Origin of the sequence: Mycolicibacterium iranicum, from assembly GCF_014190915.1 — a bacterium.
In the GTDB taxonomy this organism is placed as follows: Bacteria; Actinomycetota; Actinomycetes; order Mycobacteriales; family Mycobacteriaceae; genus Mycobacterium; species Mycobacterium iranicum_B.
Genome location: NZ_JACHVU010000020.1, coordinates 36,466 through 59,213 on the forward strand (window position 1 = coordinate 36,466; position 22,748 = coordinate 59,213).

The following is a 22,748-nucleotide window of genomic DNA, read 5'->3' on the forward strand; positions in this document are numbered from 1 at the left end:
GGACGGGTTCGGCACCGCCGCTCCGAGTTTCGTACATCGGGCAACTTTCAGATCAAGATCGCGTGCTGACGCCCATTTGGCCTTGAAATCTCGGTCGGTATGGCCATACTGCACGAGATGATTCGTCGGTCGGGGCGAATCGCACGACACAAAGGAGAACCCTGATGAACCGCAACATCCTCGTCGCTGTGGGTGGCGCAGCGATGCTCATCGCCGGCCTGTCGGGCTGTGGATCGGACAAGTCGGAGACATCAGGAGAGACCTCGCAGGCCGCAGCCGCCGAGGGCAAGAGCACCGTGACGATCGACGGCACCGACCAGGAAGTGCAGGGCACCGTCGTGTGCTCCGACATGGGCGGCAACACCAACATCGCGATCGGCGACGCCACCACGGGCATCGGTGCGGTGGTCAGCACCGGCGACGACCCGAGCGTGGTCTCGGTCGGCCTGGGCAACGTCAACGGCGTGACCCTGGGCTACCAGAGCGGCGTGGGCCAGGGCGACGCCAAGGTCGAGAAGGACGACAAGACCTACAAGATCTCGGGCACGGCGACCGGCGTCGACATGGCCAATCCCATGCAGCCGGTCAACAAGCCGTTCGAGATCGAGGTGACCTGCCCCTAGGCAGGTCCGACGGTTCGACGAGAAGGGGTGTCGCCGACTGCCGCAGCGCCGGATCCGGCCGGGGCCACGCTCGCCGACGGCCGGACCGATCAGGCCTCCCGCCTGGTCGTGGCCGGCGGTGCGGGAGTCGGCGTTCACCTCGCCGACCAGCAATTTCACGGTCCGGGCCGCGCGCCGCGCGCGATGCCGGGGTGGCAATGCGGGCAAGCGTGCCCGCGAGGGCCGGTCCAGGTCTTAGGGTGTACGCCATGAAGCTGATGGCTGCGGCGGCGATCGCCGGTGGATTCCTGGCCGCACCGCTGTTCGGGTTCGGTGCCGGTGTGTCCTCAGCGTCGCCGAGTACGTGCGACGGCGCCGACTGCGTGCCGTACGTCAACACCGAGGCGCAGCTGGGTGAGCACTGCAACCAGAACACTCACTACAACTTCGGCTTCGACGGGTCGGGGAACACGTTGGCGTGCAACTCCCGCAGCACGTGGGTGTCCTCGCCGCCGCTCGTCGGGGTCCGCACCCTGCGCTCGCCGTGCGCCGACGCCACGGGTGTCGCCCAGAGCCCGGACGGGATTCCGCTCAAATGCGACGGCGGGGCCTGGAGCGCGGACTTCTACGTGATGTTCTACGGCTGACGCCGCATGGCCGCCGGGTGGTAGATCAGCGGCAGCATCGCTGACGTCACGAACCCCGGGGGCGCTGCGCAGAGCGCGGGCACCGCATGGAGCACCTGCATCGCGGTCGCCACGTTGGCCGACCTGACGTGTTCCTCCATGCTGGCGGGCCGGGTGAAGCTGGCCAGTGAGACGAAGTGGGCCTGCATCGACGGGTCGCCCTCGATCGTCAGCGTCCAGCCGTGCCGAGGGGTGGGCCAGTGCGCGGGGTACTCGTTGCCGACGGTCCACAGCGTCTCGATCTCGACCAGCGTGCGCCCGTCGCGCCGGCCCGACCACTTCCAGCGCTGCCCGGCGGTGGTCCCCGCCCGCAGCACATGGTCGAAGATCTGGTGATCGCGTTGTGCCGCAACCGCTTCCACGGATGCTGTCACCTCGTCGAGGTCCGCGCCCAGCGTGTCGGCGACCAGCCAGACCTGTTCGGTGAAGATCGAGCTGTTGAACGCCAGGAAGTCGGTGGCGGTCGGGCTGATGCTGTCCACCGGTTCACCGAAAGCCATGTTGTCGAACGTGATCCCGGTGCTCTCGTACACCGACCAGTCGGCACGCTCCTGCAGTGTGACCGTCTCGATCGTGCGGCTCATGCCCGAGAGCGCCAGCGGCAGCACACCGGACAGGTTGCCCGGATTGAGGCCGCTTCCGTGCACCGAGGTTCCGCCCTTCTCGCAGGCTGCCGACACCCTGTCGCGGTCCGTCGCGGCCATCCTGCGGGGATGGAACAGGAACGCCGTCGTCGCGACGTTCTTCCCCGCGGCCAGGATCGCGCACACGTCGTCGACCCGCGCGGTGCGCGGGGTGTAGAGCACGCAGTCGGCGTCCAGCGCGAGGATCTCCTCGACGTCGATCGTGGCCTTCACCCCCACGGGGGAGCGGCCGAGCAGTTCACCCACGTCGACGCCGTTCTTGTCCTCGGTGTAGACCTTCGCGCCGACGAGTTCGAGGTCGACGCGACGATCCAGGACTGCGGTCATCATCTCGGAGCCGACAGCGCCTGTGCCCCACTGAATCACCCGATACACAGGGCGACGGTAGCAGTATTATGGTTACGCCCGTGACCAATCGTGTACAGGATCTGCTCGGCGTCGAGTACCCGGTCGTCCAGGCTCCGATGACCTACATCGCGCGTGCGGAACTCGCGGCCGCGGTGTCCGAGGGCGGCGGGCTCGGCATGATCGAGACGCTGACCGACGAGGGCCGCGCCGACCTGCTGCGGGTGCGCGAACTGACCGACCGGCCCGTCGCGGCGAACCTGATGATTCAGGGGTGGAAGCGCGACCCGTCGATCGTCGATGTCCTCGCTTCGGCCGGGGTGCGCCATGTCTTCACCTCGGCGGGTGACCCGGCGCTGTTCACCCGGCGATTGCACGACGCCGGCATGACGGTGGTGCACGTGATCGGCTCGCTGAAGGGCGCGCTGAAGGCCGCCGACGCCGGTGTGGACGCACTGGTCGTCGAAGGTGTCGAAGGCGGCGGGTTCAAGTCCTCGCTGGGCGCCTCGACGATGGTGCTGCTACCTCTGGTCGCCGAACGTGTCGACCTGCCCCTGATCTGCGCCGGCGGCATCTGCGATGCGCGGTCGGCGGCGGCCGCGGTCGTCCTCGGCGCGGAGGGGCTGCAGATGGGCACGCGCATGCTCGCCAGCGTCGAGGCGCTGGTGCACGCGAACTTCAAGGACGCGATCGTGGCGGCCGACGATGCGGGCACGGTCCTTCTCGACGTCCCGGGCAACCCGACGATGCGTGTGCTGCGCACCGGGTTGGCCGCCCGCATCGGCGACCATGACCCGACGGCGCAGCTGCTGGGCCGCATCACCGACCTGTACTTCGGCGGGGACCTCGACGCCAGCGTCGCCAACACCGGGCAGGTGTCCTCGCGCATCACCGACCTGCAACCGGCGGCCGAGATCGTCCGCCGGACGTGGGGCGAGATCCAGGCCGTCCTCGACGAGACGAGGACTCGGCTCGGTTGAGCACACCGGCGATGGGGCACACTCGTAGCCATGGACGGTGACTACGACGAGGGCGGCCCCGACGACACGCTGAGCCCCAGTGAATCGTTGGACTCCGACGAGGTCCGCAACGACGACGGAGACATTGTCGTCGACCCGCCCGATCGGTGGATCGAAGCCGAGGAACACCAGACGCTCGACGAACAGCTCGCGGCCGAAGTGCCCGATGTGATGCCGGACGAGGATCCGCAGGACGACAGGCCCACGCGGCGCACCTACGGGCAGATCGACGGGACGCCCGAGGACGGCGACTCGTTCTTCACCGTCGTCGACGACGACGAGAAGCAGCGCGTTCCCGGCGATGACGAAGCGGACTCGATCATCGAGGACTAGCGTGATGCCATGACCGCGAAACGGATTCTGTGCTTTGGTGATTCGCTGACCTGGGGCTGGATTCCGGTCGCCGACGGCATGCCCACCGAACGCTTTCCCGCCGACACGCGGTGGACCGGCGTACTGGCCGCGGAACTCGGCCCGGACTACGTCGTCATCGAGGAGGGCCTCTCGGCGCGCACGACCAACGCCGACGACCCCACCGACCCGCGGCTGAACGGGTCGGCGTACCTGCCGTCGTGTCTGGCCGGCCATCTGCCGCTGGACCTGGTGATCCTGATGCTGGGCACCAACGACACCAAGGCCTACTTCCGCCGCACCCCACTGGACATCGCGCTGGGCATGTCGCTGTTGGTGACCCAGGTGCTGACCAGTGGCGGCGGGGTCGGCACCACGTATCCGGCACCGCAGGTCCTGGTGGTGTCCCCGCCACCGCTGCCTCCGATGCCGCACCCGTGGTTCCAGCTGATCTTCGAGGGCAGCCAGGAGAAGTCGGCACGGCTGGCCGAGGTCTACGAAGCGTTGGCGTCGTTCGCCAAGGTGCCGTTCTTCGACGCGGGCTCGGTGATCTCGACCGACGGCGTCGACGGCCTGCACTTCACCGAACAGAACAACCTCGACCTCGGCCGCGCGCTGGCCGAGAAGGTCCTCACGCTCGTATGACCACCGGGCCGAGCGCCTCGTAGCGCCGCGCCTCGCCCGGCCCGAGTTCTGCACCGGTGACGATGGATTCGAACTCGGACACCTTGGCGAAGCGGCAGAAACTACTCTCCCCGAACTTGGAGTGCGCCGCGACCAGGATCGGCCTGCGCGCGACCGCCACAGCCGTGCTCTTGACCGCGGCCACCGCAGGATCCGGCGTCGTCAACCCGTGCTCGAGCGAGATCCCGTTGGTGCCAAGGTAAGCCACGTCGATGACGAGGCCGGAGAGCATGTCGACCGCCCAGTGGTCGACGGTCGCGAGCGTTCTCCCCCGCATCCGTCCGCCGAGCAGCAGCACCGTCACCGTCCGACTGTGGGCCAGCGCCTCGGCGGCCAGCAGCGACGACGTCACCACCGTCAGGTCTTCCTCGGCGAGACGCTCGGCGATCAGCCGGGGGGTGAACCCCTCGTCCAGGTAGACGGTCTCGGCGCCGTGCAGCAGTCCTGCGGCGGCCCCGGCGATCCGGTGCTTCTGCGCGAGGTCGACCTGACTGCGGTACTCGACACCCGACTCGAAGGCCGCCGTTTCCATCGGCACCGCGCCGCCGTGCACGCGCTTGAGCAGTCGCCGGCCCGCGAGCACCTTGAGATCACGCCGGATCGTCTCGCTCGCCACGTCCAGCTCGGAGGCGAGCGAGGCCACGTCGACCCGCCCGCGGGTACGGGCGAACTCGACGATCCGGCTCTGGCGGGTATCGGAATCCACCAACGCAGACTACTTTTGAGCGCCCATCAAGATCGACCTGATCTCCTCGGCGGACTGCGCCTCGCGCAACCGGGCCACATCGTCGGCCTTGAGGAACACCTGGGCGATCTTGGTCAGCAGGGCCATGTGGTCCTTACCGGCCCCGGCGATGCCGACGACGAACTCCGCGGGCTTGCCGTTCCAGTCGACGGGCTCGGGGTAGCGCACGAACGACAGGCCCGTCCGTCGGATCGCGCCCTTGGCCTCGTTGGTGCCGTGCGGGATCGCCAGACCGTTGCCCATGTAGGTGGAGATCGAACTCTCCCGCTCGTGCATCGCGTCGACGTACGCCGGCTCGACCGCACCTGCGGCCACGAGGAGCTGACCCGCCTCGGTGATCGCGTCGGCCGCCGACGAGGCGGTGCCGCTCAGGACGATCGACGACACGGGCAGCACATCGGCGTCGCTGGCGTCACCGGCGTCGCTGTCGGCCTGCACCGGCTCGTCGTCGACCGCCACCGGGGTGGCGCTCCCGCCACCGTTGGTCTGCTGGAGCTGCTCGACGATCTCGTCGTAGCGGGGGCTGCTCATGAAGTCGTCCACCGAGACGTGGATCGCCGAGCCGGTCCGCTGGGACGCCCTGGCCGTCAGATCCCGGTGCGAGACCACGAGGTCGTAGGTGTCCGTCAGGTTGGAGATCGCGGAGTTCGTGACCTTGACGTCGCCGAAGCCCGCCTGCTGAATCTTTCTGCGCAACACCGACGCTCCCATCGCCGAGGAGCCCATGCCCGCGTCGCAGGCGAACACGATGTTCCTGATCGGTCCCGAGGTGGCGCCGGCGCCGACGAGTTGCGAGGCGACGCTGGACTTCTTGCCCTTCATCGATTCCATCGAGGCCGTCGCGGCCGCGAGATCCGGCTCGTCGGTGGCCTTGTCGGTCTTGAGCAGGAACGCGGCCACGGCGAACGACACCGCGGTGGCGCCGAGCACTGACAGCGTCACGCCCAGAAAGCTGCCGCTGGCGGTCTGGGCGTAGATCGCGATGATCGAGCCGGGCGCGGCCGGGGCGCGCAGTCCGGAGCCGAACAGCACGTTGATGAAGACGCCGGTCATTCCGCCGAGGATGGTGGCGATGATCAGCTTCGGCTTCATCAGCACATACGGGAAGTAGATCTCGTGGATGCCGCCGAAGAACTGGATGATCGCCGCGCCGGGGGCTGACGCCCGCGCGACACCCTTGCCGAAGAACATGAATGCCAACAGGATTCCCAGACCGGGGCCGGGGTTGGTCTCCAGCAGGAACAGGATCGACTTGCCGGTCTCGAGTGCCTGCGTGGTGCCCAGCGGGGTCAGCACGCCGTGGTTGATGGCGTTGTTGAGAAACAGGACCTTGGCGGGCTCGATCAGGATGGACGTCAGCGGCAGCAGGTCGTTGTCGACGAGGAAGTCGACGGCGTTGCCGGCGCCGCGGGTGAACGCCGACACGATGGGCCCGATGGCGAAGAAGCCGAAGATCGCCAGGATCATGCCCAGGATGCCGGCGGAGAAGTTGTCGACCAGCATCTCGAAGCCCGGCCGGATCTTGCCCTCCCAGAGCGCGTCCAGCTTCTTCATGCACCAGCCGCCGAGCGGACCCATGATCATGGCGCCCATGAACATCGGCACGTCGGCGCCGGTGACGACGCCGATGGTGGCGATCGCACCGACCACCGCACCGCGGTTGCCGTGCACCATCCGGCCACCGGTGTAGCCGATCAGGATGGGCAGCAGGTAGGTGATCATCGGGCCGACGATCCCGGCGCCGTCGTAGGAGCCCCAGCCGCCGATCTGGGCGACCCAGCCGTCGGGGTTCTTCAGGCTCGCGAAGATGCCCTGGAGCCAGCCCTGCTCGATGAACAGGGCGGTGATCAGACCCCAGGCGATGAACGCGCCGATGTTGGGCATGACCATGTTCGACAGCGCGGTGCCGAACTTCTGCACCCGCACCCGCATCCCGGTCCGCGGTGGCGCGTCCTCGATAGCTGCCTGCGACATACGTCCTCCGATGCTCGTTCCGCAGTGGTGACACCGGTCACACCCCACTGTGTAGCCCAGTACACCGCATAAACGGGCATCGATGCAAGCATTCGGTCAAAATCGGTCAACAGAAGTGGTGGTTTTGTGCCCGAATGGCCGATAGAGTGCTGAAGAGCACATCACGGAGCCGGGCGCAGCCCGCCCTGTCGAGAGGACTACCCATGAAGGCCCTGCGCTTCTACGCCCCCGAAGACGTCCGTCTCGAAGACGTGGCCGAGCCGGACTGCGCGCCCGACGAGGTGAAGCTGCGCGTCCGCAACTGCTCGACCTGCGGCACCGACGTCAAGATCTTCTACAACGGGCACCAGAACCTGACCCCACCGCGGACCATCGGCCACGAGATCGCCGGCGAGATCGTCGAGGTCGGTGGCGACGTCAACGCCACCTACGGCAGCAACTGGCAGGTCGGCGACCGCGTGCAGGTGATCGCCGCGGTGCCGTGCGGCGAATGCCACGAGTGCCGCAAGGGCTGGATGGCGGTGTGCCAGAACCAGACGTCGATGGGCTATCAGTACGACGGCGGCTTCGCCGAGTACATGATCGTGCCCAGGCAGGTGCTCAAAGTCGATGGCCTGAACCGGATTCCGGACAACGTGGGGTTCGACGAGGCGTCGGCCGCCGAGCCGTTCGCGTGTGCGATCAACGCTCAGGAGCTGCTGGGCATCGAAGAGGGCGACACGGTGGTGGTCTTCGGCGCGGGCCCCATCGGCTGCATGCACATCCGCATCGCACGCGGCGTGCACAAGTGCGGGCCGATCTACCTGGTGGACGTCAACGACGCCCGGCTGAAGATGTCGGCCGACGCCGTGCACCCCGACGGCGTGATCAACGCCGCCGAAGTCGACGTGGTCGAGAAGGTCATGGAGCTGACCGGCGGTCGTGGAGCCGACATCGTGATCACCGCGACGGCCGCGAACATCGCTCAGGAACAGGCCATCTCGATGGCGGCGCGCAACGGGCGCATCTCGTTCTTCGGCGGTCTCCCCAAAACCGACCCGACGATCACCTGCGACTCGAACCTCGTGCACTACCGGCAGTTGCACATCCACGGTGCCAATGGCTCCGCCCCCGAACACAACAAGCGGGCACTTGAGTACATCTCGACCGGGCAGGTGCCGGTCAAGGACCTCATCACCCGCCACATCCCGCTCGACGACGTGCTCGACGCGTTCCAGATCGTCAAGAAGGGCGAGGCGATCAAGGTGACGGTGGAGCCCACTCCCGCCGACGTGCCCGCGGGCGTCTAGCAACCCGCCGACACTTCGCCGGAACCGCCCCGCGGTATACACTTCGACCGCCGGGGCGGCCACCACGCGCCTTCATTGCCTCGGGGGGATGAAGGGGCATGCCATGGGTCGGCACAGTCTGTCGTATATCGCGGCGCAGCAGGAGCTTTCGCAGGGGACCGCACCGTCGCGGCACGCCTCGGCCTATGTGGGCCGGGTCGGTCTGCTCGCGGTGGCGCTGGGCATCGGCGCCGCCGTCGCGGGCGGCACCGCGGTCGCGGGCGCTGACACCGAATCCAGCAACGCCGCCGACGGTGCCACCTCGCAGACGTCGACGGGGCCGGCCACCTCGGAGGAGAAGGCATCCTCGGACGAGGCGACGCCCTCGACTGAGTCCGTTGACGCAGAGGTCGACGAGACCGACGTCGACGATGCCGAGGTCGAAGAGGCCGGAATCGACGATGCCGAGGCCGTTGATGATCCTGCCTCGCCACCGGCCTCGTCCCTGGCGGGCGTCCGGCGCACGTCCGCCGTCAAGGACCGCGATGCGGCAGAGGTCGTCGACGTGTCCGTTCGGGCGACGACTGCTGCGGACGTCGAGGCCAACGGGGGCGGCGACGAGGTCCTCGCTGCCGCTGCGGACGTCCCCGCGGTCCCGTCACCCACCGACCAGGCGCCCACCCAGTACGGCGACATCGGCAAGTGGATGCTGCAGCCCAACGGCGAGATCGCCGACTACGGCGAGCTGCCCTACGAGGGCAGGATTGTGCTGGAGCCGGTGAACGTGATCATCGTCGACCCGACGTCGCGGTCGTCGCTGGAAGCTACATGGCGCCTCAATGCCGCGATGCGTCGCGCCGGCTTTCCCCCACGTCTGGGGCACACCACCGGTTTCCGCGGGCTCATCGACGACCAGCGCTACCGGCAGCAGCCGCGGGGCCTGCTGGTGGGGTACGCCGACGACTCCTTCCTGGTGACGAACAACCACGGGCGGATCTTCGGCCCCGATCCCGTGGAAACCGCGACGGGCTACGTGTGGAGCGGTGCGTTCAGCACCGAGGAGTTCGTGTTCTACAACGGGCTGCCGCGGCACGGCTACGTGTCGGCCAATCAGGCCAGGGACGAGCTTGCCGCGCAGTTGGTCGCCAGCGGCCGGGCCACGCTCGGGGGCACGGTCCTGCTGTCCAACGCCTACAACACCGACACCACCACGACCGGCGACCACGACGGCTACGCGGTGGTGGTCGTCCTGAACGGGCGCACCGCCGTCCTCCGGCAGACCTCGGACGCCCGTGCCTGCGTGAGCCCGGCCTCGGCACCCGCGACGCCGTCCCTCGCGCTGTGCGGTGCGATCGGTGGAACACCTGTGGGAAGCCTGTCCAGAAGCTGACGTCGTGTTTCAGTTGCGCGGCGCGAAGGTACCCCTCCTGCATGGCTCGACATGAGCCAGAGCGGACCAACGCGAAAGGACGCACATGAGCGCCGAAGACAAGGCAAGCAACAAGGTCGACGACCTCGGGGGCAAGGCCAAAGAGGGCCTGGGCAAGCTGACGGGCGACAAGGACACCGAGAACGAGGGCAAGTTCGACCAGGCCAAGTCCAGCATCAAGGACGCCGGCGAGAAGATCAAAGACGCGTTCAAGAACTAGACGCTTGAAAACGCAGCCAGCCTGTCATCCGAACCGGATGACAGGCTGCTGTGCGTTCTGGCGGTGGCGGAGGGATTTGAACCCTCGGACGGGGGTTACCCGTCACACGCTTTCGAGGCGTGCTCCTTAGGCCGCTCGGACACGCCACCGTGTGGCAGCTTACCGACGGACACCCCGCGAACCAAAACCGCGCTCGCGCCCGCCGAGCGCGCGTGAAAAGCCAGCAGCAGCGGCGCGTCCCCGGGCAGACACGCGCGCTCGCGGTGCAAGCCGGCCGCTCACCCGCGGGCAGGCCGGCCGCTCAGCGCTGGCGAGCGAAGAACTCCTCCAGCGGGGCCGCGCACTCGGCCTCCAGCACTCCCCCGCGCACCTGCGGCCGATGCGTCAGCCGCCGATCGCGCACCACGTCCCACAGCGAGCCGACGGCACCCGTCTTCGGCTCCCACGCCCCGAACACCACGCGCGCCACCCGCGCCATCACCAGCGCGCCGGCGCACATCGTGCACGGCTCCACGGTCACCGCCAGCGTCGCGCCCTCCAACCGCCAGCCGTCGCCGTGCGCCGACGCCGCCGCGCGCAGAGCCAGGATTTCCGCATGCGCGGTCGGATCGCCGAGTTCCTCACGGGCATTCGCCGCCCGGGCCAGCTCGGTGCCGTCGGCCGCGACGACCACAGCACCGATCGGTACGTCCCGCGGACCGGCCTGTTGCGCGGCAGACAGGGCCGCGCGGATCAGGTCCTCGTCCGTCACCGACTCCAGCCCAACCGTCGGTTCACCGACCCCAGCCCGATCGTCGGTTCACCGACCCAGCCCGATCGTCGGTTCACCGACCCAGCCCGATCGTCGGTTCACCGACCCAGACGCTCCAGGACCGCCGCCAGCTCGTCCGCGAACCCCATCTCGCGCGCGATCCGGCCGACCTGTTCGTCGGCGTAGAGGTCGTCGCTCTCGTCGAGGATCACCCCGAGCACCGCCTCGGGCAGGCCGATGTCGGACAGCACGGCGAGGTCGCCTTCTTCGAACGGGTCGCAGCGCTCCAATTCCTCGTCGTCGATATCGGCGTCGAGCTTCTCCAGCACCTCGGCGGCGATGTCGTAGTCGAGCGCGGCCGTGGCGTCCGACAGCAGCAGACGGGTGCCCGCCGGGCCGGGCCGCACGATGACGAAGAACTCGTCGTCGATATCGAGGATCCCGAACACTGCTCCGGCACTGCGTAATTCGCGCAACTCGGTCTCGGCCGTCGACAGGCTGGTCAGCGTTTCAGGCCGCATCGCGGTGCATCGCCACTTGCCGTCCTCCCGGACGACGGCGACGCCGAAGCCGTCCGGAACGTCGGTCGCCCGCTCCTGCTTCTGTGCACTCTGCGCTCCCATGAGAGCTAACCGTAGTCCCCTCCCAAGGCCTTGACCAGCGACTCCGCGCCCACCCCGGGCCTCCGCCGAAACCCGGCCGTCGGGCCGATGTGCCAACCTAGGCACGTGACGAAGACACCCGTGTGCGTGGTCGGCCTCGGCCTGATCGGCGGATCGCTGATGCGGGCGGCGAAGGCGGCCGGACGCGAGGTGTTCGGCTACAACCGGTCGGTCGACGGCGTGGAGGCCGCGCGGTTCGATGGCTTCGACGCCTCCGCCAACCTGGACGAGACGCTCTCGCGGGCGGCCGAGTCCGGCGCCCTGATCGTGTTGGCCGTTCCGGTTCCCGCGCTGGGCCAGATGCTGCGGCACGTCCGCGACATCGCCCCACACTGTCCGCTCACCGACGTGACGAGCGTCAAAGGCGCGGTCGCGGCCGAAGTCGAGCGAGCCGGCCTGCTCGACCGGTTCGTCGGCGGACATCCGATGACGGGCACCGCGCACTCGGGGTGGGCCGCCGGGAACGCCGACCTGTTCGACAACACCCCGTGGGTGGTCAGCGTGGACGATCACGTCGACCCCGAGGTCTGGGCCGAGGTGATGGCCCTGGCGCTGGACTGCCGGGCATTCGTGGTGCCCGCGCGCTCCGAGGAGCACGACGCCGCCGCGGCGACCATCTCGCACCTGCCGCACCTGCTGGCCGAAGCGCTGGCCGCGACCGCCGGCGAGGTCCCGCTGGCCTTCGCGCTGGCCGCCGGGTCGTTCCGCGACGGAACCCGGGTCGCGGGCACCGCTCCGGACCTGGTGCGGGCGATGTGCGAGGCCAATGCCACCCAGCTGCTTCCGGTTCTCGACCAGGCACTGCATCGGCTCATCGACGCCCGCAACCAATTGGCCCAGCACCAGCCCGTGGCCGAACTGGTGGAGGCAGGGCACGCCGCGAGAATCCGTTACGACAGCTTCAGTCGCCCGCAGATCGTTGCGACGGTGATCGGTGCCGAGGGCTGGCGCGACGAACTCGCCGCGGCGGGGCGGGCGGGCGGCGTGATCAGATCCGCGCTGCCAACCCGGGGTAGTCGATGATGAACCCGTCGCCGTCGACCGAGATGGTCGTGTCGGCCACCGGGGACGACAGGGTGATGCCGTCGTCGGTCGCCGTGTAGCTGATCGTCTCGACGGTGACGGACAGGTCGGGCACCCGCACGTAGACGACGGGAACGGTCAGCGACTCGCCGGTGCCCGGGAAGATCTTGGCGCGGCGAATCGGCAGTGCGTTGAAGAACGGGCTGAACACCACGTCCACGTCGAGTGCGCCCTCGAACGTGGACCGGCTCGTCTGCCCCGAGTGGTCCTGGACCAGCCACATGTTCTCTTCGTCCCGCGCGATCGAGAGCTGACGCTCCCGCTCGGCCAGTGTGACCGTCAGCGACAGCCGTTTGGTCGCGCCGACCTCGTCGGTGATCAGGTCGTAGGACGCGCTGAACGCCGGATGCGCCGACGTCGCGGCGGCCACCACCCGCCCGTAGGCCTTGATGCGGTGACCGGAGAGCTGCACGCGCACCGACTCCATGCGCGGTTGGTCGTGCGCCCGCCACGTCAGCACAGCGGGCCAGTTACTCGCATCCGAGCGATCGGCTTCACTCATGCCTCTACCGTAGGCGACGGGTCCCCACGTTCGTGGCGGGACCGACCACCCGCCTCCAGAGCGACCTCGTCGCCCAGGAAAGGCTGCGGCATCGCACCCGATCTGCGCAGCCTGCCGCTGCCGGGCACCGACGCCCAGACCGCGAACGCGAGTGCCGCGTCGAGGATCAGAGCCAGCGCGGTCACCATGAGCGCGCCGACGAGCGCGAGGTAGAACTCGCGCACCTTGATGCCGTCGATCAGGTAGCGGCCCAGCCCGCCGAGGCTCGCATAGGCCGCGACGGTCGCGGTCGCGACGATCTGCAGCGTCGCGGTGCGCAGCCCGCCGAGGATCAGCGGCATCGCGTTGGGTGTCTCCACCCGCAGCAGGATCCGCGTCTCGGTCATCCCCATCGAGCGCGCGGCGTCGACCACCGCCCGGTCCACGTTCGCGATGCCCGAGTAGGTGCCGGCCAGCAGCGGCGGGATGCCGAGGAGCATCAGCGCCACGGTGGGTGGGATCAGCCCCAGGCCCCACAGCAGCACGCCGAGCAGCAGCACGCCGAGCGTCGGGAGGGCACGCAATGCGTTGACCCCGGTCACCACGAGGAAGGTGCCGCGCCCGGTGTGCCCGATCAGCATGCCGAGGGGGACTGCGATCAGTGCCGAGAAGACCACGGCGATGGCGGTGTACTGCAGGTGCTCGAGGATGCGGGCGGTCAGCCCGGCCGGGCCGCCCCAGTTCGCGGCCGTGAAGATGAAGGACAGCGCCTCCTGCAGGAAGTTCATGCCGCCGCCCCGGTCTTCGCGCCGGCGTTCCTGGACCCACCCGACGCCCGGGTCCACGGCGTCAGGGCCCGTCCGACCAGCATGATCAGGGTGTCGATGACGATCGCCAGCACGAAGATCGCGACGATCCCGGCGATGATCTGGTCGCTCTTGTTGGCCTGATAGCCCTCGGTAAACCAGGTGCCCAGGCCGCCGATCCCGATGACCGAGCCGACGGCGACCATCGAGATGTTGGTGACCGCGACGACGCGCAGACTGGCGATGAGCACCGGAAGTGCCAGCGGCAGCTCGATTTTCAGCATCCGGGTCAGCGGTTTGTAGCCGACGGCGGTCGCGGCGTCGAGGACGGCGGGCGACACCGCGTCCAGCGCCTCGGGGACCGCGCGCACCAGCAGCGCGACCGTGTACAGGGTGAGGGCGACGATGACGTTGGCTTCGTCGAGGATGCGCGTCGGGATGATCAGCGGCAGCACGACGAACAACGCCAGCGACGGGATCGTGAAGATGATGCTGGCGGTGACGGTGGTCAGCCGCCGCAGAACCGTCGTGCGTTGCACCAGGGCGCCGAGCGGGACCGCGATCAGCAGACCCAGCACGATCGGCACCAGGGAGAGCCGCAGGTGGATGATCGTCAGCGCCCAGAGATCGTCGAGGTGGGTGAACAGGTAGCGCATCGGTCTACGCCTCGCGCCTCGCGGTGCGCTGCTTGTCCAGCGCGGCGAGCACGTCGTCGGCCCGGACGCCACCGATCACCTGGCCGGCGTCGTCGACCGCCACACCCAGCCCCGCCGGCGACGACAGGGCTGCGTCGAGTGCCAGCCGCAGTGTGCCGTCGGGCCGGAACAGCGACCCTCCGGCGATCGTGCTGTCGTAGAGCGAGTTGCCCTTGCGGTGCAGCTCGACACCGTCGGCGTCGATCCAGGCGTACGGGGTGCCGTCGGGCCGGGTGACCAGCACCCAGTCGCCGGACGTCAGTGTGAGAGAGTCGATTTCGGCCTCGGGCACATGGCGGATGTCGTGCAGCGGAAGGCCGGTCGCATGGAAGAACTGCAGGCCGCGGTACCCGCGGTCGGCGCCGACGAACCCTGCCACGTCGTCGTTGGCCGGGTTGGACAGCAGCCGCGCCGGCGCATCGTACTGCTGCAGCACCCCGCCGCGGCCGAAGACGGCCACCTTGTCACCGAGCTTGACCGCCTCGTCGATGTCGTGGGTGACGAACACGATCGTCTTACGCAGTTCGCTTTGCAGACGCAGGATCTCGGCCTGAAGGTCGTCGCGGACCACCGGATCCACGGCGCTGAAGGGTTCGTCCATCAGCAGGATGGGCGGATCGGCGGCCAGCGCCCGGGCCACCCCGACACGCTGCTGCTGCCCGCCGGAGAGCTGGGCCGGGTAGCGGTCGGCGAGCCGCGGATCCAGGCCCACACGCTCCAGCACCCCGATCGCGGATTTGCGTGCGCTGCGGCGGGATTCGCCGCGCAGCACCGGAACCGTGGCGACGTTGTCGACGACGCGCAGATGCGGCATGAGCCCTGCGCTCTGGATCACGTAGCCGATGCCGAGCCGCAGCTTGACGGCGTCGACCTTGGTGACGTCCTTGCCGTCGACGGTCAAGGTCCCCGACGTCGGCTCGATCATCCGGTTGATCATCCGCATCGAGGTGGTCTTGCCGCAGCCCGACGGGCCCACGAACACCGTCAGCGTGCCCTCGGGCACCTCAAGGGTCAGATCGTCGACCGCGACGGTGCCGTCGGGGTACTTCTTGGTGACGTTCTCGAACGTGATCAAGTCATCCCCTACTTCTGGACCGGCTGGTCGAATCCGTTGTCGGCGACCCACTTCTGTGCCGCCTCGTCCGGGTCGACACCCTGATTGCCCTCCACCGACGTGTTCAGTTCGATGAGGGCTTCGGTGGTGAGTTCGGCGCTGACGGCATCCAGCACCGTCTTGAGTTCGGCGGACATCTTCTGCGAGGCGACCAGCGGGACCACGTTCGCGGCCAAGAAGACGTTCTCTGGGTCCTCCAGCACCACCAGCTTGCTCTGTTCGATCGCCGGCGAGGTGCTGAAGATGTTGGCGGCGGTCACGGTGCCGCTCTTGAGCGCCTGCACGGTCGCGGGCCCGCCGCCGTCGCTGATCGCTACGAAGTTGGCCGGGGCGATGTCGAGACCGTACTTCTGCTTGAGCCCCACCAGACCGGTCTGCCGGGTCTGAAACTCCGACGGGCCACCGACTTTCACCTCCGGGGAGCGTGCGGCGAGATCGGCGATGGACTTCAGATTCCACCGCTGCGCCGTCTCCTCGGTCACCGCGAGCGTGTCCTTGTCCTCCGCCGGTGACGGGTACAGGATCGACAGGTCGCCGGGGAGGGCCTTGAACAGGGCCAGCAGCACCGTATCCGGCGTCGTGGCAGGACTTTCGGCGTCGAAGTACTGCAGCAGGTTGCCGGTGTACTCGGGGATCAGGTCGATCGAGTGGTCCTGCACGGCCGGGATGTAGGTCTCGCGGCTGCCGATCCCGAACTGGCGGCTGATCGAGAAACCGTTGGCTTCCAGCGCCTGAGCGTAGATCTCGGCGATGATCTTCGACTCGGTGAAGTCGGCCGAACCGACCTTGATCGTCTTCAGGTCCCCCGAGATCTCGCCGCCGCCGAGGGGATTCGAACTTCCGCAGGCCGCCAGCAGCGAGGCGATCAGCGCGAGGGCGACCGCTGCGGCGGCGCGCCTGGTTCGTCGGGTGCGGTTCATCCGAACGTCCTTTCGTTCTCGCGGGCCGTGCGAGAAGGGCTGGGCAGACCATACGTCACCGGTGAAGTGGTTTCATTCGAAGACCGAAAGGGCAAAGATGGATCCATGACCAGCGATCCGTTCGCGTCACCCGACCAGCCGGCATTCGACGCGCCCGGCACACCGGTGGCGGGAAATCCGCCGCCACCTCCGAAGTCGGCGGTGCACCGCACCAGGGCCGCGGCACTCTGGGCCTCGCTGACCATGGGGTTCCTGATCCTTATCGTCCTGCTGATCTTCATCGCGCAGAACACCGAATCCGCCGAACTCGCCTTCCTGGGCTGGCGCTGGAGTCTGCCTCTGGGCGTTTCGATCCTCTTCGCGGCGGTGGCCGGGGGTCTGCTGACGGTCGCGGTCGGCGCGGTGCGCATCTTCCAGCTGCGCCGGGCCGCGAAGAAGAACCTCAAGGCCGGCCTATAACGGCTCACCGAAGCGAGACGAGCTCGTCGATCGAGTCGCGGGGGAGGTCGCCGTCCACAGTCGCCGTGACCACCATGTTGTTCACGGTGATCTGACCTTTGTGGTTGTCCAGCCAGGCCGTGTCGGCGGCGTCGCGTCCGGTCGCGATCCGGACCAGCGACTGCCGGGGAGCGAGCAGGGTGGCGTCCACGACCCGCCACTGCCCGTCCACGTAGGCCTCGGCCACGGCGTGGAAGTCCATCGGCTGGCACCCGGGCGCATACACCGAGACCAGCCGCGCCGGAACGTTCACCGCCCGCAGCAGCGCGATGACCAGGTGGGCGTAATCGCGGCACACCCCGCTGCCGGCGAGCAGCGTGTCGGCGGCACCGTCGATGGGGTCGCTGGAGCCCGGCACATAGTTCAGCCGGGCACCCACCCAGGACGAGATCTTCTCCAGGATCGACGCCGATTCGGCGTCCGCGCCGAATTCAGTGCCCGCGAACCCGAAGAACTTGTCGGCCTCGGCGTAGCGGCTGGGCCGCAGGTAGGTCGACAGGTCCAGATCGCGGACCGGCGCCGGGTCGGCGTGCCCGGTCACGGTCGCCGAGTAGCTGACCTTCAGGTTGCCGACCGGTGCCTCGAACTTGTGGATCCGGTTGCCGTGGTCGCCGCTGATCTCCTGAATCTCGCTGAGCGGAATCTCCACGCCGTTCAGGACGAACGACAGTTTTTCGGTGACCTCGGCGCCGGGTTGCGGGGCGACGGCGATCTGGAATTCCAGCGTCGTCGGATCGGTGATCTCGACGTCGAGCTCCGCGCCGACATCACGCTTGAGGACCTCACCCGTAGGACTGTTCACGGCAGACCGCTTTCCGATCGGGAGAGCAACGTGGTGGGACGCATGGAGGAGACGCACGAGGGCACGCGTCCCAATACCCACCGATGACCTGCGGTGAAACCTACAACGTCAGGACAGAGCGTGCAGTCCGGCGGCGACGAAGGGCTGCACCGCCTTGTCGACCTCGTCGGTGCCTTCGGCGACGCCGCCGCCGACACGGGCGCGGTAGGCGATGCCGGCCGCGATGATGGCGACCTTGAAGTAGCCGAGCGCCATGTAGAAGTCCCAGTGATCGAGCGGCTTGCCGCTGGCCAGGGCGTAGCGCTGCGCGAGGTCGTCGGTCGGCGGCATCAGGTCGCAGGCCCACGCCGCGTCGTCGTGCACGACGTTGAAGGTCGGGAGCCGGTAGACGCACATCAGCGCGGCGTCGCTGAGCGGATCGCCGAGCGTGGACATCTCCCAGTCGAGCACCGCGGCGACCTTCGTCGGGTCCTGGTCGTCGAGGATGGTGTTGTCGATCCGGTAGTCGCCGTGGACGATCGAGCTGCGCGTCTGCTCGGGGACGGACTCCGCGAGCCGCTGGTGCAACTTCTTCACGTCGCCGTCGGACGGATCGTCGTCCCGCTTGACCAGATCCCACTGGGAGCCCCAGCGCCGCACCTGGCGTTCCAGATACCCGGTGGGCTTGCCGAAGTCTCCGAGCCCGACGGATTCGGGGTCCACCTCGTGCAGATCGGCGAGCACCTGGATCAGCGAGTCGACGACGGCGCCGATGGTGCTCTCGCCGCCGAGCGCGGCCAGTTGCGGGGTGTGGCGGACGACCCGTCCCGCGACCCGCTCCACCATCTGGAACGGCGCGCCCAGCACCGCGTCGTCGTTGCTCATCGTCACCGCGCGGGCGACGGGCACCTTGGTGTCGGCCAGGGCGGCGACCACCTTGTATTCGCGCGCCATGTCGTGGGCCGACGGCGTCAGGCCGTGCAGCGGCGGGCGACGCAGCACCCATTCTGAGGCGTCGTCGCCCACCAGGAACGTCAGGTTGGAGCGGCCGCCGGCGATGAGCTCGGCGCGCAGATCGCCGCTGCGCGGCACCCCGACGTCGTGCAGGTGTCGGTCCAGGGCGGCAAGGTCGAGGCCTTCGAGCTCAGTCACGGCGTTCTGTCTACCACTTGTGATTCCGCGGCAGCAGATCCCAGACATGTTCGGTGCCGTTCACGCCGGCGACGGCCAGCCGACCCGTCCGCGAGGACAGCAGTCGCGTCACCGACGCATAGTCGACGTGGAACGACAGCAGCCGCTCGGTGCCGAGGATCTTGTGCAGCAGCACGTTGATGACGCCGCCGTGGCTGAACACGGCCACGGTGTCGTCGTGCCCGGCGGCCTCGACGAGGTCGTCGATGCCCGCGGAGATCCGCGCCAGGAACGCCTTCTCGTCGACACTGCTGGGCAGCTGCCCGCTGATCAGCCGCTGAAGTTCCTCGGGATTCTCTTTGGCGATCTGCTCGACGGGGATGTAGTGCGGCAGGTCGCGGTCGTATTCGGCGAGACGCTCGTCGACCTCGATCGGCAGACCCAGCTTGTCGGCGACGGGTTGGCCGGTCTCGATCGCGCGCACCTGCGGACTGCTGACGAGCCGGGTGATCGGGAAACGGGCCAGCGCATCGGGCAACCTATTGGCCTGTTCGACACCCTCCGGGGACAGCCTGGGATCGGAACCCTGCCCGGGCTCGCTTCGCAGGGGCAGCGCATGTCGGACCAGAAGCAGTTGCACCGTGACACCATATGGCCCGTGACCGGATACGCCGACCAGCTGTTCGACCTCACCGACCGGGTGGTGCTGGTCACCGGCGGCAGTCGGGGGCTGGGCCGGGAGATGGCGTTCGCGGCGGCGCGGTGCGGCGCAGTTCTGGTCATCGCCAGCCGCAAGTTCGACGCATGCGCGGCCACCGCGGAGGAGATCACGGCGCAGACGGGCCGGGCCGCACTGCCCCACCAGGTGCATGTGGGGCGGTGGGACGAACTCGACGGGCTGGTCGACGCGGCCTATGCGCGGTTCGGTCGGGTCGACGTCCTGGTCAACAACGCCGGTATGTCACCGCTGTACGACTCGCTGTCGTCGGTCACCGAGAAGCTGTTCGACTCCGTGGTGAATCTGAACCTCAAGGGGCCCTTCCGGCTCTCGGCGCTCGTCGGCGAGCGCATGCAGGCCGCCGGGCGCGGGTCGATCATCAACGTCAGCTCCAGCGGGTCCCTTCGACCCGCGCCCGACATGCTGCCGTACGCCGCCGCCAAGGCCGGCCTCAATGCGATGACGGAGGGACTGGCGAAGGCGTTCGGCCCGACCGTGCGGGTGAACACGTTGATGGCCGGGCCGTACCTCACCGACATCAGTAAGGCGTGGAACCTCGACGAGAGCCACAACCCGTTCCGCGATCTGCCGCTGCAACGGGCCGGCAACCCCGCCGAGATCGTCGGCGCCGCACTGTTTCTCATGTCAGACGCGTCGAGCTTCACCACCGGGTCGATCCTGCGGGCCGACGGCGGCGTCTAGCTCACGCCGAGGGCGGCGTCTAGCTCACGCCGAGGGCGGCGTCTAGCTCACGCCGAGGGCGGCGATGGCCGCCGCCATCGACCGGTCGACCCGGTCCCGTGAGTCACCCAGACCGACCAGCACGTCACAGGTGAGCGGGCCGAGGACCTGAAGGAGCCCGTGGCCCTCGTGGCCGAAGTAGCCGGCGATCTCCAGCAGCACCGCCCCGTGACTGATGCTCCACAATCGGCCCGCGATCACAGACACCCCGTCGTGGCGGATACGTCCCGCTTCGATCATCCTGCGTACCGCTTCGGCCAGCGCTTCGAACGACATCCCGAAATCCGGTCTGTTGCTGGCACTTCCGGTCGTCGTGAGATCGGTGTGAAAGCGGTTCAGAGACTCGGCCGAACTGCCGAACATCATCTGGTAGCGGCGCGGATCGGCCAGCGCGAATTCCCGGTACCGGACCCCCATGACCATGAAGTCGGCCACCGGGTCCTCGGTTTTCGGCACCTCGGTGAGGGCCCGGGTGAAGCGGGCGAAGGCCTCGCCCGCGACCGCCTCGATCACCTCGGGCATGCCACGGAAGTGGGTGTAGACGGCCATCGTCGACGTGCCGGTCTCCGCCGCCAGACGACGTGCGCTCAGGGCGTCCACGCCGTCGGTCTCGACGATGCGGATGCCGGCCTCCACGATGCGCTGCCTCGACTCCGGACTCACGGTTGCCATGATTCCATAACGGTGTTATACCTAGGACACCACCGCTATAACACTGTTATTGGGGGACAGATGACCAATCGCTACCTCGAAGGCGCCTTCGCGCCCATCACGCAGGAGCACACGCTCACCGCCCTCGAGGTGGAGGGCACGATCCCGGACCACCTCGACGGACGCTATCTGCGCAACGGGCCCAACCCGCTCGGCGAGATCGATCCGCTGCTCTATCACTGGTTCATCGGCGACGGCATGGTGCACGGGATCCGGTTACGTGACGGCCAGGCCGAGTGGTACCGCAACCGCTGGGTGCGCGGACCGCATGCGGCGCGGCACTTCGGGGAACCGGTTCCGTCCGGAAACCTCGGCGTGTCACCGATCGGCGCCAACACCAACGTCATCGGCCACGCCGGCAGGACGCTCGCGCTCATCGAGGGCGGCGCCGCGAGCTACGAGCTCACCGAAGACCTCGACACCGTCGGCGTCTGCGACTTCGACGGCACGCTGTCCGGCGGTTACACCGCTCACCCCAAGCGCGATCCGGAAACCGGTGAACTGCATGCGGTCTCGTACAGCATGCACCGCGGGAACACCGTGCAGTACTCCGTGATCGGCGTCGACGGACGTGCCAGGCGCACCGTCGACATCGAGGTGACCGGCAGCCCGATGATGCACGACTTCTCGCTCACGGAACGGCATGTGGTGTTCTACGACCTGCCGGTGACCTTCGATGCGCGCCAGGCGGCCTCGATGACGGTGCCGCGGGCGCTGCGGCTGCCCGCGCGGCTCGTGCTGTCGGCACTGATCGGCCGGGTACGCATTCCCGACCCCATCGCCGCCCGACAGCCCGGAAGCGCGGGCCCCGACCGGCGTTTTCCGTACTCGTGGAATCCCCGCTATCCGGCCCGCGTCGGTGTGATGCCCCGCGACGGCGGGAACGCCGACGTGCGATGGTTCGACGTCGAGCCGTGCTACGTGTTCCACCCGATGAACGCCTATGACGACGACACGACCGGCTCGGTCGTGCTCGACGTGATCCGGCACCCCACGATGTTCGACACCGACCACCTCGGACCGAACGAGGGGCCACCGACCCTGGACCGGTGGACGGTCGACCTGGCGGACGGCAAGGTGCGGGAGTCCCGCGTCGACGACCGCGGTCAGGAGTTCCCGCGCGTCGACGAACGCCTCGTCGGCAAGCGGCACCGGTACGGCTACGCACCGGCCGTCGGGGAGGGCACCTCGCCCGAGGCGGTGCTGTTCAAGCACGACTTGGCGGGCAACGGCAGCCTGAGCCGATCGTTCGGAGCGGGAAAAGCGCTCGGCGAGTTCGTGTTCGAGCCCACGTCTCCGACCGCGGCCGAGGACGACGGCGTGCTGATGGGATACGTGTACGACCACGCGACCGATCGCAGTGAGCTGGCCATCCTGGACGCCCAGACGCTGGAGGACGTGGCGCGGGTCAAGCTTCCGCACCGCGTGCCGGCAGGATTCCATGGCAACTGGGTGCCGGCCGGCGCGTAGCCGACCTCACTCCCGGTCGGGCGGGGCGAAGGGTTGGTACCAGCGCCAGTGGGCGCGTTCGCCGGTGGGTCCGCGGTAGGGGGCGACCATCGGTGGTGGCGTGGTGGGTGGGCGGGCCAGCGCACCCGGCGGTAGGGGGTCGCCGTCGCTGTCGGTGACGGTCAGGCGGTGCGCGGGTCCGGTGAGGGTGATCAGGCCGCGGTGATGAGCGCGATGATG

General features: G+C 68.5%; 26 protein-coding genes, 1 tRNA gene and 1 pseudogene. 12 read left to right on the forward strand and 16 right to left on the reverse strand.

The window, feature by feature from the left end; genetic code table 11:
• Positions 1-164: 164 nt before the first annotated feature.
• Positions 165-623: a lipoprotein LpqH gene (locus FHR72_RS25410; RefSeq protein WP_183474050.1), complete on the forward strand. Its 459-nt coding sequence runs from the start codon at positions 165-167 to the stop codon at positions 621-623.
• 248 nt (positions 624-871) lie between these two features.
• A complete protein-coding gene (locus tag FHR72_RS25415) occupies positions 872-1,249 on the forward strand; it encodes a hypothetical protein (RefSeq protein ID WP_183474053.1) in 378 nt (125 codons plus the stop codon).
• On the opposite strand, the gene FHR72_RS25420 is transcribed toward FHR72_RS25415, so the two are convergent.
• Positions 1,240-2,262 (reverse strand): NAD(P)H-dependent amine dehydrogenase family protein, encoded by a 1,023-nt coding sequence (locus tag FHR72_RS25420; RefSeq protein ID WP_221194426.1) that lies wholly within the window; start codon positions 2,260-2,262, stop codon positions 1,240-1,242. The genes FHR72_RS25415 and FHR72_RS25420 overlap by 10 nt on opposite strands.
• A gap of 77 nt (positions 2,263-2,339) precedes the next feature.
• Between FHR72_RS25420 and FHR72_RS25425 the strand changes: the two genes are divergently transcribed.
• Genes FHR72_RS25425 through FHR72_RS25435 form a run of 3 tightly spaced genes read left to right on the forward strand, consistent with a single transcriptional unit; the run spans position 2,340 to position 4,292 of the window.
• Positions 2,340-3,257, forward strand: a complete 918-nt coding sequence (locus tag FHR72_RS25425) for an NAD(P)H-dependent flavin oxidoreductase (RefSeq protein WP_183474059.1) — start codon at positions 2,340-2,342, stop codon at positions 3,255-3,257.
• Between the two features lie 30 nt (positions 3,258-3,287).
• Positions 3,288-3,629, forward strand: a complete 342-nt coding sequence (locus tag FHR72_RS25430) for a hypothetical protein (protein ID WP_183474062.1) — start codon at positions 3,288-3,290, stop codon at positions 3,627-3,629.
• A 9-nt stretch (positions 3,630-3,638) separates the two neighbouring features.
• Positions 3,639-4,292 (forward strand): SGNH/GDSL hydrolase family protein, encoded by a 654-nt coding sequence (locus FHR72_RS25435; protein WP_183474065.1) that lies wholly within the window; start codon positions 3,639-3,641, stop codon positions 4,290-4,292.
• On the opposite strand, the gene FHR72_RS25440 is transcribed toward FHR72_RS25435, so the two are convergent.
• Positions 4,279-5,037 (reverse strand): DeoR/GlpR family DNA-binding transcription regulator, encoded by a 759-nt coding sequence (locus FHR72_RS25440; RefSeq protein ID WP_183474068.1) that lies wholly within the window; start codon positions 5,035-5,037, stop codon positions 4,279-4,281. The two genes, FHR72_RS25435 and FHR72_RS25440, sit on opposite strands and share 14 nt — an antisense overlap.
• Positions 5,038-5,046: 9 nt before the next feature.
• Positions 5,047-7,050, reverse strand: coding sequence for a PTS mannitol transporter subunit IICBA (locus FHR72_RS25445; protein ID WP_183474071.1), 2,004 nt, complete (start codon positions 7,048-7,050; stop codon positions 5,047-5,049).
• 203 nt (positions 7,051-7,253) lie between these two features.
• Between FHR72_RS25445 and FHR72_RS25450 the strand changes: the two genes are divergently transcribed.
• The 3 genes from FHR72_RS25450 (at position 7,254) to FHR72_RS25460 (ending at position 9,967) form a co-directional block, all read left to right on the forward strand.
• Positions 7,254-8,339, forward strand: a complete 1,086-nt coding sequence (locus FHR72_RS25450) for a zinc-dependent dehydrogenase (RefSeq protein ID WP_183474074.1) — start codon at positions 7,254-7,256, stop codon at positions 8,337-8,339.
• A 103-nt stretch (positions 8,340-8,442) separates the two neighbouring features.
• Complete coding sequence (locus FHR72_RS25455; RefSeq protein WP_183474077.1) at positions 8,443-9,708, forward strand: hypothetical protein; 1,266 nt, start codon at positions 8,443-8,445, stop codon at positions 9,706-9,708.
• 85 nt (positions 9,709-9,793) lie between these two features.
• On the forward strand, positions 9,794-9,967 hold the full coding sequence (locus FHR72_RS25460; protein WP_183474082.1) for a CsbD family protein: 174 nt from the start codon (positions 9,794-9,796) through the stop codon (positions 9,965-9,967).
• Positions 9,968-10,025: 58 nt separating this feature from the next.
• Here FHR72_RS25460 and FHR72_RS25465 read toward each other — a convergent pair.
• The 3 genes from FHR72_RS25465 to FHR72_RS25475 all read right to left on the reverse strand — a co-directional run bounded on the left by FHR72_RS25465 (position 10,026) and on the right by FHR72_RS25475 (position 11,341).
• Positions 10,026-10,116 (reverse strand) — tRNA-Ser (locus tag FHR72_RS25465).
• Positions 10,117-10,268: 152 nt separating this feature from the next.
• The gene (locus tag FHR72_RS25470; RefSeq protein WP_183474085.1) at positions 10,269-10,718 is read right to left on the reverse strand and encodes a nucleoside deaminase; all 450 of its coding nucleotides are present in this window, start codon (positions 10,716-10,718) and stop codon (positions 10,269-10,271) included.
• 98 nt (positions 10,719-10,816) lie between these two features.
• Positions 10,817-11,341, reverse strand: a complete 525-nt coding sequence (locus tag FHR72_RS25475; protein WP_183474088.1) for a tRNA adenosine deaminase-associated protein — start codon at positions 11,339-11,341, stop codon at positions 10,817-10,819.
• 120 nt (positions 11,342-11,461) lie between these two features.
• Between FHR72_RS25475 and FHR72_RS25480 the strand changes: the two genes are divergently transcribed.
• Positions 11,462-12,403, forward strand: a complete 942-nt coding sequence (locus tag FHR72_RS25480) for a prephenate dehydrogenase (RefSeq protein ID WP_311736256.1) — start codon at positions 11,462-11,464, stop codon at positions 12,401-12,403.
• On the opposite strand, the gene FHR72_RS25485 is transcribed toward FHR72_RS25480, so the two are convergent.
• The 5 genes from FHR72_RS25485 to FHR72_RS25505 are packed head-to-tail and all read right to left on the reverse strand — an operon-like array spanning position 12,369 to position 16,479.
• Positions 12,369-12,965 (reverse strand): putative glycolipid-binding domain-containing protein, encoded by a 597-nt coding sequence (locus FHR72_RS25485; RefSeq protein WP_183474094.1) that lies wholly within the window; start codon positions 12,963-12,965, stop codon positions 12,369-12,371. The genes FHR72_RS25480 and FHR72_RS25485 overlap by 35 nt on opposite strands.
• Positions 12,962-13,732, reverse strand: a complete 771-nt coding sequence (locus FHR72_RS25490; protein ID WP_183474137.1) for an ABC transporter permease — start codon at positions 13,730-13,732, stop codon at positions 12,962-12,964. Before FHR72_RS25490 ends, FHR72_RS25485 begins: the two co-directional genes overlap by 4 nt.
• On the reverse strand, positions 13,729-14,406 hold the full coding sequence (locus tag FHR72_RS25495) for an ABC transporter permease (RefSeq protein WP_183474097.1): 678 nt from the start codon (positions 14,404-14,406) through the stop codon (positions 13,729-13,731). The genes FHR72_RS25490 and FHR72_RS25495 overlap by 4 nt, the downstream gene beginning before the upstream one ends.
• Positions 14,407-14,410: 4 nt before the next feature.
• Positions 14,411-15,520 (reverse strand): ABC transporter ATP-binding protein, encoded by a 1,110-nt coding sequence (locus FHR72_RS25500; RefSeq protein ID WP_183474100.1) that lies wholly within the window; start codon positions 15,518-15,520, stop codon positions 14,411-14,413.
• A gap of 8 nt (positions 15,521-15,528) precedes the next feature.
• Positions 15,529-16,479, reverse strand: a complete 951-nt coding sequence (locus FHR72_RS25505) for an ABC transporter substrate-binding protein (protein ID WP_183474103.1) — start codon at positions 16,477-16,479, stop codon at positions 15,529-15,531.
• Between the two features lie 105 nt (positions 16,480-16,584).
• Here FHR72_RS25505 and FHR72_RS25510 point away from each other — a divergent pair, with 105 nt between their 5' ends.
• The gene (locus FHR72_RS25510; RefSeq protein ID WP_183474106.1) at positions 16,585-16,938 is read left to right on the forward strand and encodes a LapA family protein; all 354 of its coding nucleotides are present in this window, start codon (positions 16,585-16,587) and stop codon (positions 16,936-16,938) included.
• Between the two features lie 4 nt (positions 16,939-16,942).
• Here the strand turns inward: FHR72_RS25510 and FHR72_RS25515 are convergent, their stop codons facing one another.
• The 3 genes from FHR72_RS25515 to FHR72_RS25525 all read right to left on the reverse strand — a co-directional run bounded on the left by FHR72_RS25515 (position 16,943) and on the right by FHR72_RS25525 (position 19,529).
• Positions 16,943-17,779, reverse strand: a complete 837-nt coding sequence (locus tag FHR72_RS25515; RefSeq protein WP_183474109.1) for a transglutaminase-like domain-containing protein — start codon at positions 17,777-17,779, stop codon at positions 16,943-16,945.
• Between the two features lie 108 nt (positions 17,780-17,887).
• Positions 17,888-18,910 (reverse strand): phosphotransferase family protein, encoded by a 1,023-nt coding sequence (locus tag FHR72_RS25520; RefSeq protein ID WP_183474112.1) that lies wholly within the window; start codon positions 18,908-18,910, stop codon positions 17,888-17,890.
• Between the two features lie 10 nt (positions 18,911-18,920).
• Positions 18,921-19,529 carry a histidine phosphatase family protein gene (locus tag FHR72_RS25525; RefSeq protein WP_183474115.1) on the reverse strand — a complete coding sequence of 203 codons (609 nt, stop codon included), beginning with the start codon at positions 19,527-19,529 and terminating at the stop codon, positions 18,921-18,923.
• Here FHR72_RS25525 and FHR72_RS25530 point away from each other — a divergent pair.
• Positions 19,506-20,309, forward strand: coding sequence for an SDR family NAD(P)-dependent oxidoreductase (locus FHR72_RS25530; RefSeq protein ID WP_183474118.1), 804 nt, complete (start codon positions 19,506-19,508; stop codon positions 20,307-20,309). The genes FHR72_RS25525 and FHR72_RS25530 overlap by 24 nt on opposite strands.
• Positions 20,310-20,351: 42 nt before the next feature.
• Here FHR72_RS25530 and FHR72_RS25535 read toward each other — a convergent pair whose 3' ends face one another.
• Positions 20,352-21,020 (reverse strand): TetR/AcrR family transcriptional regulator, encoded by a 669-nt coding sequence (locus FHR72_RS25535; RefSeq protein WP_221194413.1) that lies wholly within the window; start codon positions 21,018-21,020, stop codon positions 20,352-20,354.
• 60 nt (positions 21,021-21,080) lie between these two features.
• Between FHR72_RS25535 and FHR72_RS25540 the strand changes: the two genes are divergently transcribed.
• On the forward strand, positions 21,081-22,529 hold the full coding sequence (locus FHR72_RS25540; protein WP_183474121.1) for a carotenoid oxygenase family protein: 1,449 nt from the start codon (positions 21,081-21,083) through the stop codon (positions 22,527-22,529).
• Positions 22,530-22,535: 6 nt separating this feature from the next.
• Here FHR72_RS25540 and FHR72_RS25545 read toward each other — a convergent pair.
• Positions 22,536-22,748 (reverse strand): annotated as a pseudogene (locus tag FHR72_RS25545) (HNH endonuclease); the annotation flags it as partial.

Excerpts from the sequence above, each read along its gene's own strand:
- FHR72_RS25510 (WP_183474106.1), top strand. The coding sequence starts at position 16,585 with ATGACCAGCGATCCGTTCGCGTCACCCGACCAGCCGGCATTCGACGCG.
- FHR72_RS25505 (WP_183474103.1), bottom strand. The coding sequence starts at position 16,479 with ATGAACCGCACCCGACGAACCAGGCGCGCCGCCGCAGCGGTCGCCCTC.
- FHR72_RS25490 (WP_183474137.1), bottom strand. The coding sequence starts at position 13,732 with ATGAACTTCCTGCAGGAGGCGCTGTCCTTCATCTTCACGGCCGCGAAC.
- FHR72_RS25420 (WP_221194426.1), bottom strand. The coding sequence starts at position 2,262 with ATGATGACCGCAGTCCTGGATCGTCGCGTCGACCTCGAACTCGTCGGC.
- FHR72_RS25495 (WP_183474097.1), bottom strand. The coding sequence starts at position 14,406 with ATGCGCTACCTGTTCACCCACCTCGACGATCTCTGGGCGCTGACGATC.
- FHR72_RS25540 (WP_183474121.1), top strand. The coding sequence starts at position 21,081 with ATGACCAATCGCTACCTCGAAGGCGCCTTCGCGCCCATCACGCAGGAG.
- FHR72_RS25460 (WP_183474082.1), top strand. The coding sequence starts at position 9,794 with ATGAGCGCCGAAGACAAGGCAAGCAACAAGGTCGACGACCTCGGGGGC.
- FHR72_RS25450 (WP_183474074.1), top strand. The coding sequence starts at position 7,254 with ATGAAGGCCCTGCGCTTCTACGCCCCCGAAGACGTCCGTCTCGAAGAC.
- FHR72_RS25430 (WP_183474062.1), top strand. The coding sequence starts at position 3,288 with ATGGACGGTGACTACGACGAGGGCGGCCCCGACGACACGCTGAGCCCC.
- FHR72_RS25530 (WP_183474118.1), top strand. The coding sequence starts at position 19,506 with ATGTCGGACCAGAAGCAGTTGCACCGTGACACCATATGGCCCGTGACC.
- FHR72_RS25535 (WP_221194413.1), bottom strand. The coding sequence starts at position 21,020 with ATGGCAACCGTGAGTCCGGAGTCGAGGCAGCGCATCGTGGAGGCCGGC.
- FHR72_RS25475 (WP_183474088.1), bottom strand. The coding sequence starts at position 11,341 with ATGGGAGCGCAGAGTGCACAGAAGCAGGAGCGGGCGACCGACGTTCCG.
- FHR72_RS25410 (WP_183474050.1), top strand. The coding sequence starts at position 165 with ATGAACCGCAACATCCTCGTCGCTGTGGGTGGCGCAGCGATGCTCATC.
- FHR72_RS25415 (WP_183474053.1), top strand. The coding sequence starts at position 872 with ATGAAGCTGATGGCTGCGGCGGCGATCGCCGGTGGATTCCTGGCCGCA.
- FHR72_RS25445 (WP_183474071.1), bottom strand. The coding sequence starts at position 7,050 with ATGTCGCAGGCAGCTATCGAGGACGCGCCACCGCGGACCGGGATGCGG.
- FHR72_RS25435 (WP_183474065.1), top strand. The coding sequence starts at position 3,639 with ATGACCGCGAAACGGATTCTGTGCTTTGGTGATTCGCTGACCTGGGGC.
- FHR72_RS25455 (WP_183474077.1), top strand. The coding sequence starts at position 8,443 with ATGGGTCGGCACAGTCTGTCGTATATCGCGGCGCAGCAGGAGCTTTCG.
- FHR72_RS25485 (WP_183474094.1), bottom strand. The coding sequence starts at position 12,965 with ATGAGTGAAGCCGATCGCTCGGATGCGAGTAACTGGCCCGCTGTGCTG.